13 protein-coding genes are annotated in these 16,474 nt (G+C 67.5%); 4 read left to right on the forward strand and 9 right to left on the reverse strand.

Translation table 11 applies throughout. From position 1 onward, the window contains the following. Positions 1–32 precede the first annotated feature (32 nt). Positions 33–1,436, reverse strand: a complete 1,404-nt coding sequence (locus tag QF206_RS07000; protein WP_281488491.1) for a CoA-binding protein — start codon at positions 1,434–1,436, stop codon at positions 33–35. Between the two features lie 156 nt (positions 1,437–1,592). Between QF206_RS07000 and QF206_RS07005 the strand changes: the two genes are divergently transcribed. Next, positions 1,593–2,222 carry a DNA-directed RNA polymerase subunit beta gene (locus tag QF206_RS07005; protein WP_281488492.1) on the forward strand — a complete coding sequence of 210 codons (630 nt, stop codon included), beginning with the start codon at positions 1,593–1,595 and terminating at the stop codon, positions 2,220–2,222. A gap of 449 nt (positions 2,223–2,671) precedes the next feature. Here QF206_RS07005 and pstB read toward each other — a convergent pair whose 3' ends face one another. From pstB to QF206_RS07035, 6 genes are all read right to left on the reverse strand, one after another. Then, positions 2,672–3,451 carry a phosphate ABC transporter ATP-binding protein PstB gene (gene pstB, locus QF206_RS07010; RefSeq protein WP_281488493.1) on the reverse strand — a complete coding sequence of 260 codons (780 nt, stop codon included), beginning with the start codon at positions 3,449–3,451 and terminating at the stop codon, positions 2,672–2,674. 63 nt (positions 3,452–3,514) lie between these two features. Next, on the reverse strand, positions 3,515–4,627 hold the full coding sequence (pstA, locus tag QF206_RS07015) for a phosphate ABC transporter permease PstA (RefSeq protein WP_422785371.1): 1,113 nt from the start codon (positions 4,625–4,627) through the stop codon (positions 3,515–3,517). After that, a complete protein-coding gene (gene pstC / locus QF206_RS07020) occupies positions 4,624–5,577 on the reverse strand; it encodes a phosphate ABC transporter permease subunit PstC (RefSeq protein ID WP_281488495.1) in 954 nt (317 codons plus the stop codon). The genes pstA and pstC overlap by 4 nt, the downstream gene beginning before the upstream one ends. Before the next feature lie 139 nt (positions 5,578–5,716). Then, positions 5,717–6,820 (reverse strand): phosphate ABC transporter substrate-binding protein PstS, encoded by a 1,104-nt coding sequence (locus tag QF206_RS07025; RefSeq protein ID WP_281488496.1) that lies wholly within the window; start codon positions 6,818–6,820, stop codon positions 5,717–5,719. A 313-nt stretch (positions 6,821–7,133) separates the two neighbouring features. Beyond that, on the reverse strand, positions 7,134–8,207 hold the full coding sequence (locus QF206_RS07030; protein ID WP_281488497.1) for a phosphate ABC transporter substrate-binding protein PstS: 1,074 nt from the start codon (positions 8,205–8,207) through the stop codon (positions 7,134–7,136). Between the two features lie 10 nt (positions 8,208–8,217). Beyond that, on the reverse strand, positions 8,218–9,018 hold the full coding sequence (locus tag QF206_RS07035) for an IclR family transcriptional regulator (RefSeq protein ID WP_281488498.1): 801 nt from the start codon (positions 9,016–9,018) through the stop codon (positions 8,218–8,220). Positions 9,019–9,137: 119 nt separating this feature from the next. On the opposite strand from QF206_RS07035, the gene hutH reads away from it, so the two are divergent. Genes hutH through hutI form a run of 3 tightly spaced genes read left to right on the forward strand, consistent with a single transcriptional unit; the run spans position 9,138 to position 13,706 of the window. Further along, positions 9,138–10,718 (forward strand): histidine ammonia-lyase, encoded by a 1,581-nt coding sequence (hutH, locus tag QF206_RS07040; protein WP_281488499.1) that lies wholly within the window; start codon positions 9,138–9,140, stop codon positions 10,716–10,718. Next, on the forward strand, positions 10,715–12,439 hold the full coding sequence (gene hutU, locus QF206_RS07045; RefSeq protein WP_281488500.1) for a urocanate hydratase: 1,725 nt from the start codon (positions 10,715–10,717) through the stop codon (positions 12,437–12,439). The genes hutH and hutU overlap by 4 nt, the downstream gene beginning before the upstream one ends. After that, positions 12,432–13,706 (forward strand): imidazolonepropionase, encoded by a 1,275-nt coding sequence (gene hutI / locus QF206_RS07050; protein ID WP_281488501.1) that lies wholly within the window; start codon positions 12,432–12,434, stop codon positions 13,704–13,706. Before hutU ends, hutI begins: the two co-directional genes overlap by 8 nt. Positions 13,707–13,740: 34 nt before the next feature. Here the strand turns inward: hutI and QF206_RS07055 are convergent, their stop codons facing one another. Further along, entirely contained in the window at positions 13,741–14,712 is a 972-nt protein-coding gene (locus QF206_RS07055; protein ID WP_281488502.1) for an arginase family protein, read from the reverse strand. Positions 14,713–14,760: 48 nt separating this feature from the next. Beyond that, complete coding sequence (locus QF206_RS07060) at positions 14,761–16,470, reverse strand: ABC transporter ATP-binding protein (protein WP_281488503.1); 1,710 nt, start codon at positions 16,468–16,470, stop codon at positions 14,761–14,763. Positions 16,471–16,474 lie beyond the last annotated feature (4 nt).

Below are 16,474 nucleotides of genomic sequence, written 5' to 3' on the forward strand. Positions count from 1 at the left end.
CCAGCGCGGGCGATGGACGCAAGCGGTCTTGGTCAGGCGAGCGTGGGCTGCCTTACGAGAATTGTGCTGATCGACTGCGCGGCGCGAACGGGATCGTCGAAGGCGAGGACTCCGTGCTCGGCGAGTCGGCGCACCGCGTCCGACGAGCCTCCCGCCCAGATGACCGCGACGAGTTTTCGCGCCTCCGCGGAGATCGCCGCGATCTCCTGAAACAGCCGTTCGTCAACGTGCGGCATGTTCCCGAGCGTGAACACCACGATGTCGGTTCCCACGTGCGCGATACATCGCTGCAGCACCGCCCGCAGTGTAGAGAGGCGGGCGAAGATCGCTCCCGTGGCGTCGATCGGGTTGTCCACGATCGCGTGGTGCGGCAACAGCTCAGCGAGTTCGCGTCGTTCTGAATCGGTCCACCGGGCGAGCCGGAGCCCGCTGGCGATGGCGGCGTCGGTCATCAAGATTGCGGCACCGCCAGCGGCCGCAACGATCGAGACCCGATCGCCACGGGGCCGCTTTGGGTGCGTGATCGCGCGTCCGGTGTCAATGGCCTGTTCGATGGTGGAACAGGTGACTGCTCCGGTCCCGGCCACGCTGTCATGCCAGGCCTCATCGTCCCACGGAGGAAGCCCGCTGTGCCTGGCGATGGCGTTGCGCCCCTCGGGCGTCGTTCCGGCCCGAAGGATCACAACCGGTACGGCTTTGGCCCGAGCGTGCTCGAGAGCTGCGACGAAGTCGTGCGCATCGGCGGCCCCCTCGATGTAGGCGAAGATCAGTCGCGGTGCATAGCGGTCGACGACACTGCGGAGCAGATCCGCGAAGGTGAGGCTGAACTCAGCACCGGTGCTGATGAAGTCGCCGATTGGCAAACCCGCTGCGTGAGCGGCCGAGAAAAGGTACGCTCCCACGCCGCCGCTCTGCGAGACGATGAACACGCCCGATGACGCGAATTGGAACGACTCCTCATCGGTCGCGGTCATGAAGCTCGCCGCGAGCTGCGAGCGCGCACTGTGTACGCCCAAACTGCTCGGACCGAGCATTCGGAGCGAGGAATGCTTGCGCAGCACCGCGTTCAGCTCGTCGCGGTGCGCTCGGTCGTCGAGTGCGAGCGCGCCGAGCATGATGACCATGTCTGCGCCGCGTGCTGCACATTGTCGCAGCGCGAGGATTGCCGCCGGGACTGGAACGGCGAGGATGACCAGGTCGGGAACCCGCGGGAGCGCTTCCACCGAGGAGTGTGCACGAAGCCCGAGGACCTGGGTGTGCTTGGGATTGATTGGGAACACCTCCCCGCTGTACCCGTGCGTGGTGATGTTCCGGAGTACGCGTGCGCCCGGCTTGCGGAGGTCATCCGACGCTCCGACGAGCGCGATGCTTCGGGGTTCAAGAAGCCGCGCCACGATGGCGCCCGGTTGCGGAGGAGTCTCGTCTTCTCCAGTCATCGCAAAGCCACACAGCCTTCAGCATCGTGAGTGCCGGCCGAACCGACGGTGGTCCTCGCCGCGACGGCGCTGACGAGGTCGAACATCGGTAGGTTAGACGACGCCAACCGAACAGGGACCCAGCCACCCCGGAGCGTACGCGCCTACCCTTGAACGGTGAGCGAGCGATTCCACCGGCCGACGAAGCTGCCAGGCGACCGCTTCGAGGCGTACCAGGGCGCGGAAGACCCTGCGGAGACGCTGCGTGTCGCGCACGACACGGCGAACGCCTTGCTCGACCGTGTGCGCAACGGCGCAGATCCGGCGATCATCGATCGCGTCGTGGCCTACACCGACGAGCACGGGATCGACGCGCTCGCCGAGCTGTGGGCTCGCACGAGTGCCACGACGTTGCCCGGCGCCTTGTGGCGGCTGTATCTGTTGCGAGCGGCGGTTCGCCAAGACCCGGAGCACGCGAGCGTGCAGTTCCAGCGGGGCACTGAAGTGCTCGGCACCATCGACGCGGCGGTCGCCGGAGCGCAGCAGCCCACCGGACCGGCCGAGATCGCAGAGCTCGCCGACCGCATCCTCCGGGGAGTGTTCACCGGCGACTTCGGGGTGGCGCTGGACCGGGCGGTGTCGTTCTGCCGGCTGATGAGCGCCGGCGCCACGAGCATCGCCGACGACCAGGAACTGGTGAACCCTCAGCGGGCGAGCGCGCTCACGCAGCGCGGCCTGCGGTACTCGTCGACCGCGCTCGAGTTGGCAGATTGCGCACGGCTCTGGCGCAAGGGCAGTCTCGACTGATGGCTGTCGCCGCGGGGCACGGGCGGCTGCACGGCGGTTGTTGGGTGCTGTGTTGCACGATGGCCGGGGTCGAACAGATAGCTGATGCGAGTGAGCGGGGCCGCACGCGAGGCGCGGCTGGGCATTCGCTCAGAGGGGGCCCAGCGGCATCCGTGCAACTTGAGGCACTGAGAAGCGGCGCGTACACTCGACGGGTCCGGCCGCAGTAACCCCGGGCTCCAAAACTAGCCGCTTCGAGCGGCCTCGCGCCGAGAGGCGTTCTGCGGTCGGGCACAGACTTCATCCGAGCGGATGCCGTCGGTCAGCGACGACTCGACGTTCCGCTTCCGTGGCCGGGGGTTCTCACGAGGGCTGCTCGCGGAGCGCCGCTGAACGAAGCCATGAGGCCGTGAGTCGAGCGCAGCCAAGCAGGCTCAACGCCGATCCGACCAGTGAGCCCGGGGCCGGGCCTACCCGAACTTGCCGGAGACGTAGTCCTCCGTCGCCTGCACCTTCGGGTTCGAAAAGATCACGTCGGTGTCGTCGAACTCGATGAGCTTGCCCGGCTTACCGGTGCCCGCGATGTTGAAGAACGCGGTGCGGTCCGAGACGCGCGATGCCTGCTGCATGTTGTGGGTGACGATGACGATCGTGTAGTCGTTCTTCAGCTGCTCGATGAGGTCTTCGATCGCGAGGGTCGAGATCGGGTCGAGGGCCGAACACGGCTCATCCATCAGCAGCACGTCGGGCGATACTGCGATCGCGCGCGCGATGCACAGGCGCTGCTGCTGCCCGCCCGAGAGCCCCGAGCCCGGACGGTCGAGGCGATCCTTGACCTCGTTCCACAGGTTCGCGCCCTGCAGCGACTTCTCGACGAGGTCGTCAGCCTCCGACTTGGCCATCTTGCGGTTGTTGAGCCGCACGCCGGCGAGCACGTTCTCGCGGATCGACATCGTGGGGAAGGGGTTCGGCCGCTGGAACACCATGCCCACCTGCCGGCGCACGAGCACCGGGTCGACCCCGGGACCGTACAGGTTGCTGCCGTCGATCAGCACCTCACCATCGACGCGCGCTCCGGGGATCACCTCATGCATGCGATTGAGGGTGCGCAGGAACGTCGACTTCCCGCATCCGGACGGGCCGATGAACGCGGTCACACTGCGGGGCTCGACCGTCAGGGTCACGCCCTCGACGGCCTTGAAGTCGCCGTAGTAGACGTCGAGGTCGTTCACTTCGATGCGCTTTGACAACAGGGTTCCTTTGCTTGCGTTCAGCACCGCGCGGGCATTGGCCGTCGCGGTGACGAGGTCAGGCTATCTGCCCTTCTTGGGCGAGAAGATCTTGGCGATGAGGCGCGCCAGCAGGTTGAGCGCCATCACGATGAGGATGAGGGTCAGCGCGCCGGCCCAGGCTCGGTCGAGGTAGGCCTGCGCGTCGGTGCCCTGGGCGATGTACGAGTTGTACACGAACAGTGGCAGGCTCTGCATCCGACCGTCGAAGAGGTCGTAGTTGAGGTTGGCGGTGAAGCCGGCCGCCACCAGCAGCGGCGCGCTCTCGCCGATCACGCGCGCGATCGCGAGCATGACACCGGTGGTGATACCGGCCATCGCGGTCGGCAGCACGATCTTCAGCACGGTGAGCCATTTCGGCACACCGAGCGCGTATGAAGCCTCACGCAGTTCATTCGGCACGAGCTTGAGCATGTCTTCACTGGAGCGCACGACGACCGGGATCATGAGCACCGCCAGCGCGATCGCGCCTGCTATTCCCAGTCGGATGCCGGGACCGAAGATCAGCGCGAACACCGCGTACGCGAACAGACCGGCGACGATCGACGGGATGCCGGTCATCACGTCGACGAAGAAGTTGATGGCGCGAGACAACGGGCCGCCGCGGCTGTACTCGACGAGGTAGATCGAAGTCATCAGGCCGATGGGCACCGAGATGACAGCAGCGGTGAGCGTCATGAGCAGAGTGCCCACGATGGCGTGCACGGCGCCGCCGCCTTCGCCGACGACGCTGCGCATCGACCAGGTGAAGAACTCGACGTCGAAACGGGGCAGGCCGTTCACGACCACCGTGTAGAGCAACGAGATCAGTGGCAGGAGCGCGATGATGAAGGCGGTGGTGACGAGCGCGGTCACCAGACGGTCCTTCGCCTGCCGCATGCCCTCCACCAGCAACGAGGTGATGAAGATCACCACGCCGTAGCCGAGCGCTCCCACCATGATCGCCCCGACGATGTTGAATCCGTCGGTGCTGCCGGCCGCGGCGAGCAGCGCGAACGCCACGATCGAGAGCAGCATGGTGGCGCCGAGCACCAGCCACGGCACTCGTCTGCCGAGGCGGCCGTGGGCGTACGCGTTCTCGAGCCCGTTCCCAGAGCTGTGGGCGGCATCCGTCCGGGTCTGCGTCGTCGTCATCAGTTCGCTCCCGAGAATTCCTTGCGCCGGTTCACGACCCAGCGGGCGATCGAGTTCACGACGAGCGTGATCGCGAAGAGCATGAGGCCGGTGGCGATCAGCACGTTCACGTTCAGCCCGTATGCCTCGGGGAAGCTCAGAGCGATGTTGGCAGCGATCGTGCTCGGGTTGGTGGAGGTGAGCACCTGGAACGTGACGACTCCGGCGGAGGAGAGCACCATCGCGACCGCCATCGTCTCGCCCAACGCCCGGCCGAGGCCGAGCATGGTCGCCGAGATGATGCCCGAGCGCCCGAACGGCAGCACGGTCATGCGGATCATCTCCCACCGGGTCGCGCCGAGGGCCAGCGCGGCCTCTTCGTGCAGCACTGGCGTCTGCATGAAGATCTCACGGCAGAGCGCGGTGATGATCGGGAGGACCATGACCGCCAGCACGATGGACGCGGTCAGGATCGTGCGCCCTGTTCCTGACACCTGGCCGCTGAACAGCGGGAACCACCCGAGGTTGTCGTTGAGCCACGTGTAGAACGGCTGCACGGCGGGCGCGAGGGTGTTGGCGCCCCACAGGCCGAATACGACCGAGGGCACCGCGGCGAGCAGATCGATGATGTAGCCGAGTCCCTGTGCGATGCGGCGCGGCGCGTAGTGCGAGATGAAGAGCGCGATGCCGATCGAGAGCGGCACCGCCATGAGGAGTGCGAGTGCGGCCGACCAAAGCGTGCCGAAGATCAGAGGCCAGACGTAGGTCCAGAAGTTCTCGTGGCCGGCGAGGATCGACATGTCGCGCGGGTCGGCAGTGACCGCGGGCACGCCCTGCAGCACGAGGAAGCTCGCCACGGCGGCGAGCATGGCGAGAATGAGCGCTCCCGCAGTGGTCGCACCGCCCGAGAAGAGGCGGTCGCCGAGACGCTTCTTCGCCGTGATGCGGGCTGGTCTGGCCGGTGCGGAAGTCATCTGAGGGGCGATTCCTTGATGCGGTGGGGGAATGGGGCTCTGAACGGGGTGATGACATCGGCCACCACCTCAGTCTGCCCGGGGCCTTGCCGCTCACACAAGCGAGCTCGGTCCCGGGCAGAGCTGTGGTGCAAAGGTGTTACTTGATGGCTGCGACCGCGGCCGACGCCTTCTCGAAGAGCGTCTTCGAGATGGGGGCCGAACCGGCCTTCTCAGCGGCGAGCTGCTGGCCCTCGTCGCTGATGATGTACTCGAGGTACGCCTTGGTGAGCTCGGCCTGAGCGGCGTCCTCGTACTCGTTGCACGCGATCAGGTAGCTGATGAGCACGATCGGGTAGACGCCCGACTCGGTGCTGGCGCGGTCGAGCTCGATGGCGAGGTCGCCCTCACCGCGGCCCTCGACCAGGGGCGATGCGTCGACGATGGCCGCGGCAGCCTCGGCGGAGTACGGCACGTACTCGTCGCCGACCTTGACTGCGACGGTGCCGAGGTCACCTGCGCGCGAGGCGTCGGCGTAGCCGATCGTGCCCGTGCCGTTGGTGACGGCGTCGATCACGCCCGAGGTCTGGGGAGCAGCCTCGCCGTGCTCGATCGGCCACACACCGTCGGCCTCCCACGTCCACACCGAGGGTGCGGCCGCAGCGAGGTAGTCGGTGAGGTTCTCGGTGGTGCCCGAGTCGTCTGCGCGGTGCACGGCGGTGATCGCGAGGTCGGGCAGCTCGACGCCCTCGTTCTGCGAGACGATCGCGGGGTCGTTCCACTTGGTGATGTTGCCCGCGAAGATGTTCGCCACGGTGTCGGCGTCGAGGTTCAGCGTCGCGATGCCGTCGAGGTTGAAGATGATCGCGATGGGCGAGATGTAGGCGGGAAGCTCCACGATGCCGGTGCCCGGCACGCACGAGGCGAAGTTGTCCTCGGCGATCTCCTCGTCCTTGAACGCGCGGTCGGAGCCCGCGAACGAGCTCGCGCCGGCGATGAAGGTGTCGCGGCCCGCGCCGGAACCGGCCGGGTCGTACTCGACGGTCACGTCGGGGTTCGCGGTCTGGAACGCAGCGACCCATGCCTCCTGGGCCGACTGCTGCGACGACGCGCCCGCGCCGACGAGGGTGCCCGAGAGCGTCGACGGGGTGCCCTCGTCGCCGGTGCTCGAGCCGGTGTCGCCCTCGTTCGCAGCGCACGAGGCGAGCAGCAGGCTGCCCGCGACAGCGATGGCAGCGACGCTGCCGTAACGCTTGAAGTTCACGGTGTTCCTTTCGGGGAATGTGATGTTCCGTTCGGACCGTTGCGGCCCTCGGTCGAGGCTAGGAACGTCGGTTAACAAGCGTGGCCACTCTCGGTGAACGGCTGGTGAACAGGATGTGAGCGCGTGGCTGCATTGCTGGCGGCGTGGCGGCGCAGTACGTCTGCGCGGCCAGCACGCGGACGCTTGTCAGAGGGAATAGAGGCGGCGCCGCTTGGCGGCCTGCCGGCGCGACTGCGCCCGGGATTGCCAGCGCGGTCCCGTGAGCGCGGTCCTGCGGCGCGGCGATGCCCGACGGCATCCGGAATGGCAGCCGTCAGTGGATCGTAGCGACCGCTTCGGCGGCACGCTGCTGCAGGCTCGCCGACATCGGCGCGGAGCCCGCATGCTCCTGGGCGGCGCGCTGCGCCTCCTCGCTGATCACGTACTCGAAGAAGCCCCGGGCGAGTTCACCGATGGCGGGTTCCCGGTATTCCTGGCAGGCGATGAGGTAGCTGATGAGCACGATCGGATAGACGCCGGATGCCGACGGCGTGCGGTCGAGATCGAACGCGAGGTCCGCAGGCCCGCGGCCCGGCTCCACCGTCGAGACGTCGACCACCGCAGCCGCTGCCTCGGCCGAGTAGGGCACGAACTCGTCGCCGACCTTCACCGCCACTGCGTCGAGCCCCCGGGCCCGCGAGGCGTCGACGTATCCGATGGTGCCGACTCCGTTCCGCACGGCAGCGACCATGCCGGAGGTCTGCGGTGCCGCCTCGCCGTTCGTGATGGGCCAGACACCATCGGGCTCGTAGGGCCACGAATCCGCAGCCGCCACCGAGAGGTACTCGGTGAAGTTCTCGGTGACGCCCGAGTCGTCAGCGCGGTGCACCGGGGTGATGGCGAGATCGGGAAGCTCGACACCCGGGTTGCTCGCGGCGATCGGCTCAGCGTTCCACCGAGTGATCTCTCCGGAGAAGATGCGGGCGATGGTCGTCGGATCGAGATCGAGGCGGTCGATGCCCTCGAGCGTGAACACGACCGCGATGGGGGAGATGTACGCAGGAACCTCGACGATGCCGCTTCCCTCGGCGCAAGCGGCGAAGTGCGATGATTCGATCTCGTCGATGTGGAGCGCTCGGTCGGAGCCGGCGAACATGCTGCCGCCCGCAATGAAGCTATCGCGTCCGGCACCCGATCCTGAGGGGTCGTACTCGATGGTCGCGTCGGCGTTGGCCGATTGGAAGCCCGCGATCCAGGCCTCCTGCGCGGCCTGTTGCGATGAAGCCCCGCTACCGACGAGCGTGCCGTGGTACTTGCCCTTGCCCTCGAGCCCGAGTTCATTCACCGCGCAACCGCCGAGGGGGAGCACGAGGATCATGGCGGTCGTGACGAGAAGGGCGCGACGCATGCTGAACAGCCTATGGCCGGCTGGTGACGTCTCGGTGAACTAGGCGTGCGGGGACGCCTCCGATGCGCCTTGAGAGCTCCTGCGAGGCTGGCCGGATCTCATCAGCGACCTCGTCCAGCGCTCGGCCATCGGCTTCGGGGAAGGTCAGCGCTATTGCAGCGGTCGGCCAGCCGAGATGATCGAGCACCGGTAGGCCCACCGAGACCAGGCCCTGCGTGATCTCGCTCACCTCAGTGGCGTACCCTCGGGCGCGCGCGGTTCGCAGCCAATCGCGCAACTCCGCCACCGTCCGGGGGCCGCGGCCGGTGCGCTCGACGAGCATCTCCCGATCGGGGTACAGCGCCCAGAACTGTTCGGTGGGCATGGCGCTGAGCATTGCCCTTCCGCTCGCCGTCAGGTGGGCCGGTAGACGTACCCCCAGCCCAGACACCAGCCGCGGCGCTTGGCGCGGCCGCTCTTCGACGATGTACAGCACGTCGGTGCCGTGCATGACCGCCAGGTGGGCGTTCGCCCCGGCAGTGCGGGCAAGAGTCTCCACGAGCGGTCGTCCGAGCTGGGCCAGCGGTTCCTGGCGCGCGTAACCGGTGCCGAGCTCGAGTGCTGATACGCCCAGTCCGTAGCGGCGTCGCTCGCTCAGGTGTGTCACGAATCCCTGGCGAATGAGCACCGCCAACAGGTGGTAGGTGGTGGAGCGGGGGACGGCGAGGGCGTTCGCAATCGCCGCAGCGGTCACGGGGCCTCGCTGGCGCGCCATGTAGCTCAGGATGCCGAGCGCCTGCTCAGCAGCGGGTACCGCGCTCGAATCTCCCACGATGCTCCCTCGTGCGGCGCCGACAAACCGCCGTCGATTTCGGGGCCACGTCTGGTATCCCAGACACATCCGATCGCTTTCGACTATACGCGGCACAGCGGGTGCGCTGGGATGCAAACATGACATCGAAGTCCGGGCAGCTTGAAGCAGAGGTCGGCGAGGTCATAGTCGACTCGCGTCCTGTGCCGGTTGAGCAGGTCGTGGCCGTCGCGCGCGGAAGAGCGAGAGTGGTACTCGACCCCGACTCACTGGCCGGGGTGGAAGCAAGCCGGGCCCTCGTCGCCGAGTTAGCCGACACCGGTCGTGCGCACTACGGCATCTCGACGGGGTTCGGGGCGCTGGCCACGACCTACATCGCGTCTGACCGTCGCGCCCAACTGCAGCGCAGCCTGATCCGCTCGCATGCAGCAGGTACCGGCGCCGAGATCGAGACAGAGATCGTCCGCGGCCTCATGCTCCTGCGGCTGTCTACTCTGATGACTGGCCGTACCGGTGTGCGGGCAATCGTCGCTCAGACGTACGCCGACCTGCTGAACGCCGGCATCGTGCCGATCGTGCGCGAGTACGGATCGCTCGGCTGCTCCGGCGACCTCGCACCGCTCGCCCACGTCGCACTCGCAGCAATGGGCGAAGGCGAAGTTCGGGATGCTTCGGGAGCGCGCATGCCGGCCGCACACGCGCTCGCGGCATCCGGCATCGAGCCGCTCGAGCTGATGGAGAAAGAGGGCCTGGCCCTCATCAACGGCACAGAGGGGATGCTCGCGCACCTCTCACTGGCGGTGCACGACCTCGAGGTGCTGCTCACCACCGCCGATATCGCCGCAGCGATCAGCGTGGAATCGCAAATGGGTACGGATGCGGTCTTCGCTGCGGATCTGCAGGCGCTGCGGCCTCAGGAGGGACAAGCCGCATCCGCGAGGAACATGCGAGCCGTGCTCAAGGGTTCGCCGATGGTCGCCAGCCACCGGGGTCCCGAGGACACGAGAGTGCAGGACGCGTACTCTCTGCGGTGCTCGCCCCAAGTGCACGGCGCAGCCCGCGACACACTCGAGCACGCGCGCACCATCGCCGAGCGAGAGCTTGCCAGCGCGATCGACAACCCGGTGATCACAGTCGACGGGCGCATTGAGTCGAACGGCAACTTCCATGGCGCCCCCGTCGCCTATGTGCTCGATTTCCTCGCCATCGCTATCGCCGACGTGGCGAGCATCTCGGAGCGCCGCACCGACCGCGCTCTCGATCCCACTCGGAGTCACGGGCTGCCGGCGTTTCTCGCTCATGAGCCGGGCGTCGACTCAGGGCTCATGATCGCGCAGTACTCCGCCGCGGGCATCGTGTCTGAGCTGAAGCGGTTGGCCGTGCCCGCGTCCGTCGATTCGATCCCGTCCTCGGCCATGCAGGAGGACCACGTCTCGATGGGCTGGGCGGCTGCCCGTAAACTTCGGCGCGCCATCGATGGTCTTGCTCGGGTGCTCGCCATCGAGCTGCTGTGCGGTGTGCGCGCGCTCGACCTGCGAGCGCCGCTGCAGCCCGCGCGCGCAACCTCGGCGGTGCGAGATCTTGTCGCCGAAGTGACGGGCGAGCCGGGGCACGACCGCTTCCTCTCGCCCGAGATCGAAGCCATCACCGCCCTGGTGCTCGAAGGGCGGGTGGTGGAGGCCGCTATGCCGTCGACAGTTTCCGAGAAGGAGGAACGATGATCGACAATTCACCTCTGGCAGAAGTACAGCGGCAGACCGAGCGAGCGCCGGTGCGCGCCGCGCGCGGTACAGCGCTCACCGCAAGGTCGTGGCAGACCGAAGCGCCGCTGCGCATGCTCATGAACAATCTCGACCCCGAGGTAGCGGAGCATCCGGACCGGCTCGTGGTGTACGGAGGCAGCGGCAAGGCCGCGCGGGATTGGGAGTCGTTCGACGCCATCGTCGAAGCGCTGCGCGACCTTGAGAGCGATGAAACGCTGCTGGTGCAGTCCGGCAAGCCGGTAGGCGTGTTCCGCACCCACGAGTGGGCACCGCGAGTGCTCATCGCGAACTCGAACCTGGTCGGCGACTGGGCCACATGGCCCGAGTTCCGTCGGCTCGAAGCTCTGGGCCTCACGATGTACGGGCAGATGACGGCGGGTTCTTGGATCTACATCGGAACTCAGGGCATTCTGCAGGGCACGTACGAGACGTTCGCGGCGGTCGCGCGGTCACTCGCGACGAAACGCGGTGCGGATGTCGCCTCCTCTTCGCTGAAGGGCACGCTGACGCTCACCGCGGGGTGCGGCGGCATGGGTGGAGCCCAACCGCTCGCGGTCACGATGAACGGCGGCGCTGTACTCATCGCGGACGTCGACGAGTCGAGGCTCGCCCGGCGGGCCGAGCGCGGCTACCTCGATGAGTACAGCCGCGATCTCGACGAGGCGCTCGGGAGGGCACTCGCCGCGCGTGACATCGGTGAGGCGCGCTCGATCGGAATGGTTGGCAACGCGGCGACGATCTACGCCGAACTGCTCGATCGCGGCATCCGGTTCGACGCGGTGACCGACCAGACCAGCGCGCATGATCCGCTCTCGTATCTGCCCGAAGGAATCGAGGTCTCAGAGTGGCGAGCCGCCGCCGAGCGCGACCCCAACGGCTTCATCGAGCGAGCGCGTGCAGCGATGGCGAAGCAGGTGCGCGCGATGGTGGGGTTCCAGGATGCCGGCGCCGAGGTGTTCGACTACGGCAACTCGATCCGTGCCGAAGCCCAACTCGGCGGCTTCGATCGGGCGTTCGAGTTCCCCGGGTTCGTCCCGGCCTATATCCGTCCTCAGTTCGCCGAGGGGCGGGGACCCTTCCGCTGGGCCGCACTCTCCGGCGACCCGCACGACATCGAGGTGACCGACAGAGCGGTGATGGAGCTGTTCCCCGACGATGCCGGGCTGCGTCGCTGGCTCGCGCAGGCCGGCGAGAAGGTGCAATTCGAAGGGTTGCCCGCACGGATCTGTTGGCTCGGATACAAGGAACGCCACCTCGCCGGCTTGCGCTTCAACGAGCTTGTCGCTTCGGGGGCTCTGAGAGCGCCGATCGTGATCGGTCGTGACCATCTCGATTCGGGCTCGGTCGCGTCGCCATATCGCGAAACGGAGGCCATGGCCGACGGCTCGGATGCGATCGCCGACTGGCCGCTGCTGAACGCGCTGCTCAACACGGCCTCTGGCGCAACGTGGGTGTCGATCCATCATGGCGGCGGCGTCGGCATCGGCCGCAGCATCCACGCCGGTCAAGTGGTGGTCGCCGACGGCACAGCGCTGGCAGCGCAGAAGCTGGAGCGTGTGCTGATCAACGACCCGGGCAGCGGGGTCATGCGACATGCGGATGCCGGCTACGAGCGCGCGGTCGAGGTTGCCCGCGAGCGCGGCCTGCGCCTGCCGATGATCGACGGCGCCGATGGCTGACGTGATTGTGGGGCACGATCGCGACCAGCACGCCGACCCGGCCGCGGCTGAGGCCGCCGACGCCGAGCGCACGCTCCTCATCACCGGCATCGGGGAACTCGTCACCAACGACGCGACCCTTGATGCGACGGTCCCAATAGGTCGATCGGACGCCGGCGGTGCGGTCGGCGTGCTCTGGAACGCCGCTGTACTCATCGAAGGTGAGCGCATCGCCTGGGTAGGATCCGTTCAACGAGCCCCGGACGGCGCCGATGCGGTCGTCGATGCGGGCGGCGCCGCCGTGATCCCCGGTTTCGTCGACAGCCACACGCACCTCGTGTTCGGCGGTGATCGATCCGCCGAGTTCACGGCGCGCATGTCTGGTCATCGCTATGAGGCGGGCGGAATTCGCTCGACGGTCGCCGCGACTCGCGCAGCAGGCGAAGAGGTGCTGCGCACGAGGCTGCACCGCCTCGTTGATGAACTGCGCGACCAGGGGACGACCACGTTCGAGGTGAAGAGCGGTTACGGACTGGATGCTGCGACCGAAGCGATTTCAGTGAGGCTTGCGCGCGAGGTGACGCCCGAGGTGACGTTCCTCGGCGCTCACGTCGTGCCCCCGGAGTTCGAGGGCCGTGCCGACGAGTATGTCGACCTCGTCTGTGGTGAGATGCTCGATGCCTGCGCTCCACATGCGCGATGGATCGACGCCTTCTGCGAGACCGGCGCGTTCACCGTGGAGCAGTCGAGACGCGTGCTCGAGGCTGGTTCGATGAGAGGCCTCATGCCCCGCGTGCATGGAAACCAGCTTGGCGCCGGAGGGGGAGTGGCACTCGCGGTCGAGCTCTCAGCGGCATCCGTCGACCACTGCACGTTTCTCAGTGACGCGGATGTCGCGGCGCTCGCCGGGTCTGAGACAGTGGCCACGCTTCTTCCGGGCGTGGAGTTCTCGACCAAGCAGCCGTATCCCGACGCCCGCAGGCTCCTGGACGCCGGGGTGACGGTCGCGCTCGCTTCTGATTGCAATCCCGGTTCTTCATTCACCTCCTCGATGCCGCTGATGGTGGCGCTCGCCGTGCGTGAGATGGGTATGACGACCGGTGAGGCCGTGTGGGCGGCGACAGCCGGCGGTGCGAGGGCACTGCGACGGGACGACATCGGTGTGATCGCCCCCGGTCGGCGTGCCGACCTGGTGGTGCTCCGCGGCCCTTCGCACGCCTACCTGGCGTATCGGCCCGGAGTGCCGCTGATCGAGCGCATGTGGATGGGCGGCGTCGAGCACTGCTGAGCGCGCCTGGCTAGCCGCAAGCCGCCCGAATCGTTCAGGATTCGCGAGCATGCCCAACGGGCGACTCAACTGGCCGCTCCAGTACTCCGGTGAGCAACTCGAGCACGGTGAGGGCGGCGAGCCGCACAGTGCGCCCGTCGGGAGCGTCGGCGCTCGCGTCGATCTCCACGATGTCCGCGGAGCGGAGCCGGGGGTCGCGGGCAGCGGATCGGGCGGCGCGGCGGAGTTCCCATGCCGAAATACCGCCGGGAACGCTCGCGGGGCAGGCGGGGGCGACGGAACGGTCGCATACGTCCACGTCGATATCCAGGTGCACCGGGCCTCCCGCGGCACCAGCGACGTCGAGCGCTTCTTTTATCACGTCGCCCACGTCGCGGCCCACCAGCTCGTCGCGGTGCACGACCGTGACACCGAGTTCGCGTGCACGGCGCGCATACTCAGCGGAGTTCGCGAAGTCTGCGATACCGATCTGAACGATCCGAGAGGGATCGAGCCCCGCTTCGATCAGGCGGCGCACCGGCGAGCCGTTGGAGATGCCCTCCCGCAGGTCGAAATGCGCGTCGAGTGTGACCAACCCAGCGCGGTGGAGCTGGTCTCCGAAAACACCCATCGCCGTCGCTACCGTGATGGAGTTGTCGCCCCCGAGCGCGACCACGAGCTCGGCTTGAGCAGCGCTCCGAGCGACCAGCGCAATGGTGCGCCGTTCACCGCCATCGCCGTCGGGGTCAGCCACATCACCCACATCGATGACTCGCGCGGACCTTGCTTGGCCTTCCGTCACGCCACCGCTCGCGGCACCGAGCGACATCGCCCAGGGACTGTACCGCCGCAAGGCGTCGCGGATCTCCCTCGGCGTCAAGTGGGCGTTGGTCGGCGACAGCGACGTGAGGTGCGCTGGTACCCCGAGCACTGCAAGGTCCACCGGGCCTCCCGCGGGGTCAGCATCCGCGGCCCACCCGCCGGCACGCGGCCATAGCGGATCCATCGGAAGCTGCACGCTTGTCACGAGCGTTCGCCTCCGCCTCGGTGGTGAACGAGCTGCCCGGTCATGCAACTACCCTGACACCCGAGGCAGGCCCGATGCCGGGTCAGCCGGCACGTGGACCGCTCGCGTCGTGTGGTACGCCGCGGGACCGCCGGCGTGAGCCGACTCCCGGTCCATGCGTTCGTCGGCGATCGTGCGATTGAGGGCGAGCAACCGCTTGGAATACTCGGCGCGCGGATGCTCGAGGACCTGCTGCACCGGGCCCTGCTCGACGCAGGACCCCTCTTTCAACACCATCACGCGGTCGGCGATCGATGAGACGAGTGCCAAGTCATGCGTGATGAACAGCATGGACAGCTGTTCCTCGCGCTGCAGGCGCTGCAGCAGCGCCACGATCTCTGCTTGTACCGACACATCGAGCGACGATGTCACTTCGTCGCAAACCAGGAGCGTGGGGCGAGCGAGCAGCGCGCGTGCAAGCGCGACCCGCTGACGCTGGCCGCCTGACAGCTCTCGCGGCATCCGATCGAAGTGCTCCGTCTGAAGGCCCACCCGCTCGAGCATGTGACGTGCTTCGGCCGCTGCCGCCTTGGCTGGCAGACCTCCCGAGAGTCTCGCACCCGCAGCGAGGCTCGCACCGACGGATCGCCTCGGGTTGAGCGCCGAAAACGGGTTCTGCGACACGTACTGGACACCGGCGAGCTGCTCCGGAGTGCGGCGGCCGACTCGAGCGGACAGCCGTTCCCCGTTCCAGTGCACTTCGCCTTTGAACTCGTGGTGGAACCCGGCGACGCAGCGCGCGAGAGTGGTCTTACCGCTCCCTGATTCGCCGACCAGCGCAAGGCACGTGCCCCACGCGAGGTCGAACTCGATCGAGTGCGTAATCTCTATCCCGCTGTAGCTGGCTCGAAGCTGGCGCACTTCGAGCGCATTGGCCGCAACCGCCCCGCTCCCACTCTCTCGTCGTGAGCGATGCGCCAGCGGGTCAGGGAGCGCCGCCAGCAGCCGCCGCGTATAGGCGTGCGTCGCTTCGCGCTCAAGCGCTGAACTCGCCGCGTCATCGACAATGCGACCCTCGCACATGACGATCATGCGGTCGGTGAACGCCATCAGCATCCGAAGGTCATGGCTGATCACCACGACGCTCGCGCCGACGCTCTCGCTCAGTTCGCGCACAAGTGCCATCACCGCGAGCTTCGTCGGCGAGTCAAGACCGGTCGTCGGCTCGTCCATCACAACCACCGATGGCTCGAGCGCGAACCCGATGGCGATCGCAAGGCGCTGCTGCTGTCCGCCCGAGAGCTCGTGCGGGTAGCGTTTGAGGAACGCTTGATCGTGCGGCAGTCCCACTTTTTGAAGCAGCCGGACCAGGCGGGCGTCAGCATCGGCGGTGGCCAGCTGATGCGCTCCAGCCGCCTCACTGAATGCCTCTCGCACCCGGAGTGCGGGGTTCAGCGCCATCACCGGGTCTTGCGGCACATAGGCGATCTCATTCCCGCGGAGGCGGCGCAGAGCGCCCATGCTCAGCAAAGCAAGGTCGTGTCCGGAAACGACCACAGATCCGCTGCTGCGGCGCAGACCCGGTCGATAGTGACCCATCATGGCGAGCCCGAGCGTCGACTTGCCGGAGCCAGTCTCTCCTGCCAGACCGAGCACCTGGCCCCTGGGTACGGTCAGATCGATGGCGTGGAGGATCGGCCGACCGTCGTAGGTCGAGACCTCGAGGCCCTGGATCTCCACGGCGAGCGCCCTCGCGCCGGTCTCCGTGTCCGTCGCCATGTCG

The sequence above is a fragment of the Ruicaihuangia caeni genome, assembly GCF_029952955.1.
GTDB classification, from domain to species: domain Bacteria; phylum Actinomycetota; class Actinomycetes; order Actinomycetales; family Microbacteriaceae; genus Ruicaihuangia; species Ruicaihuangia caeni.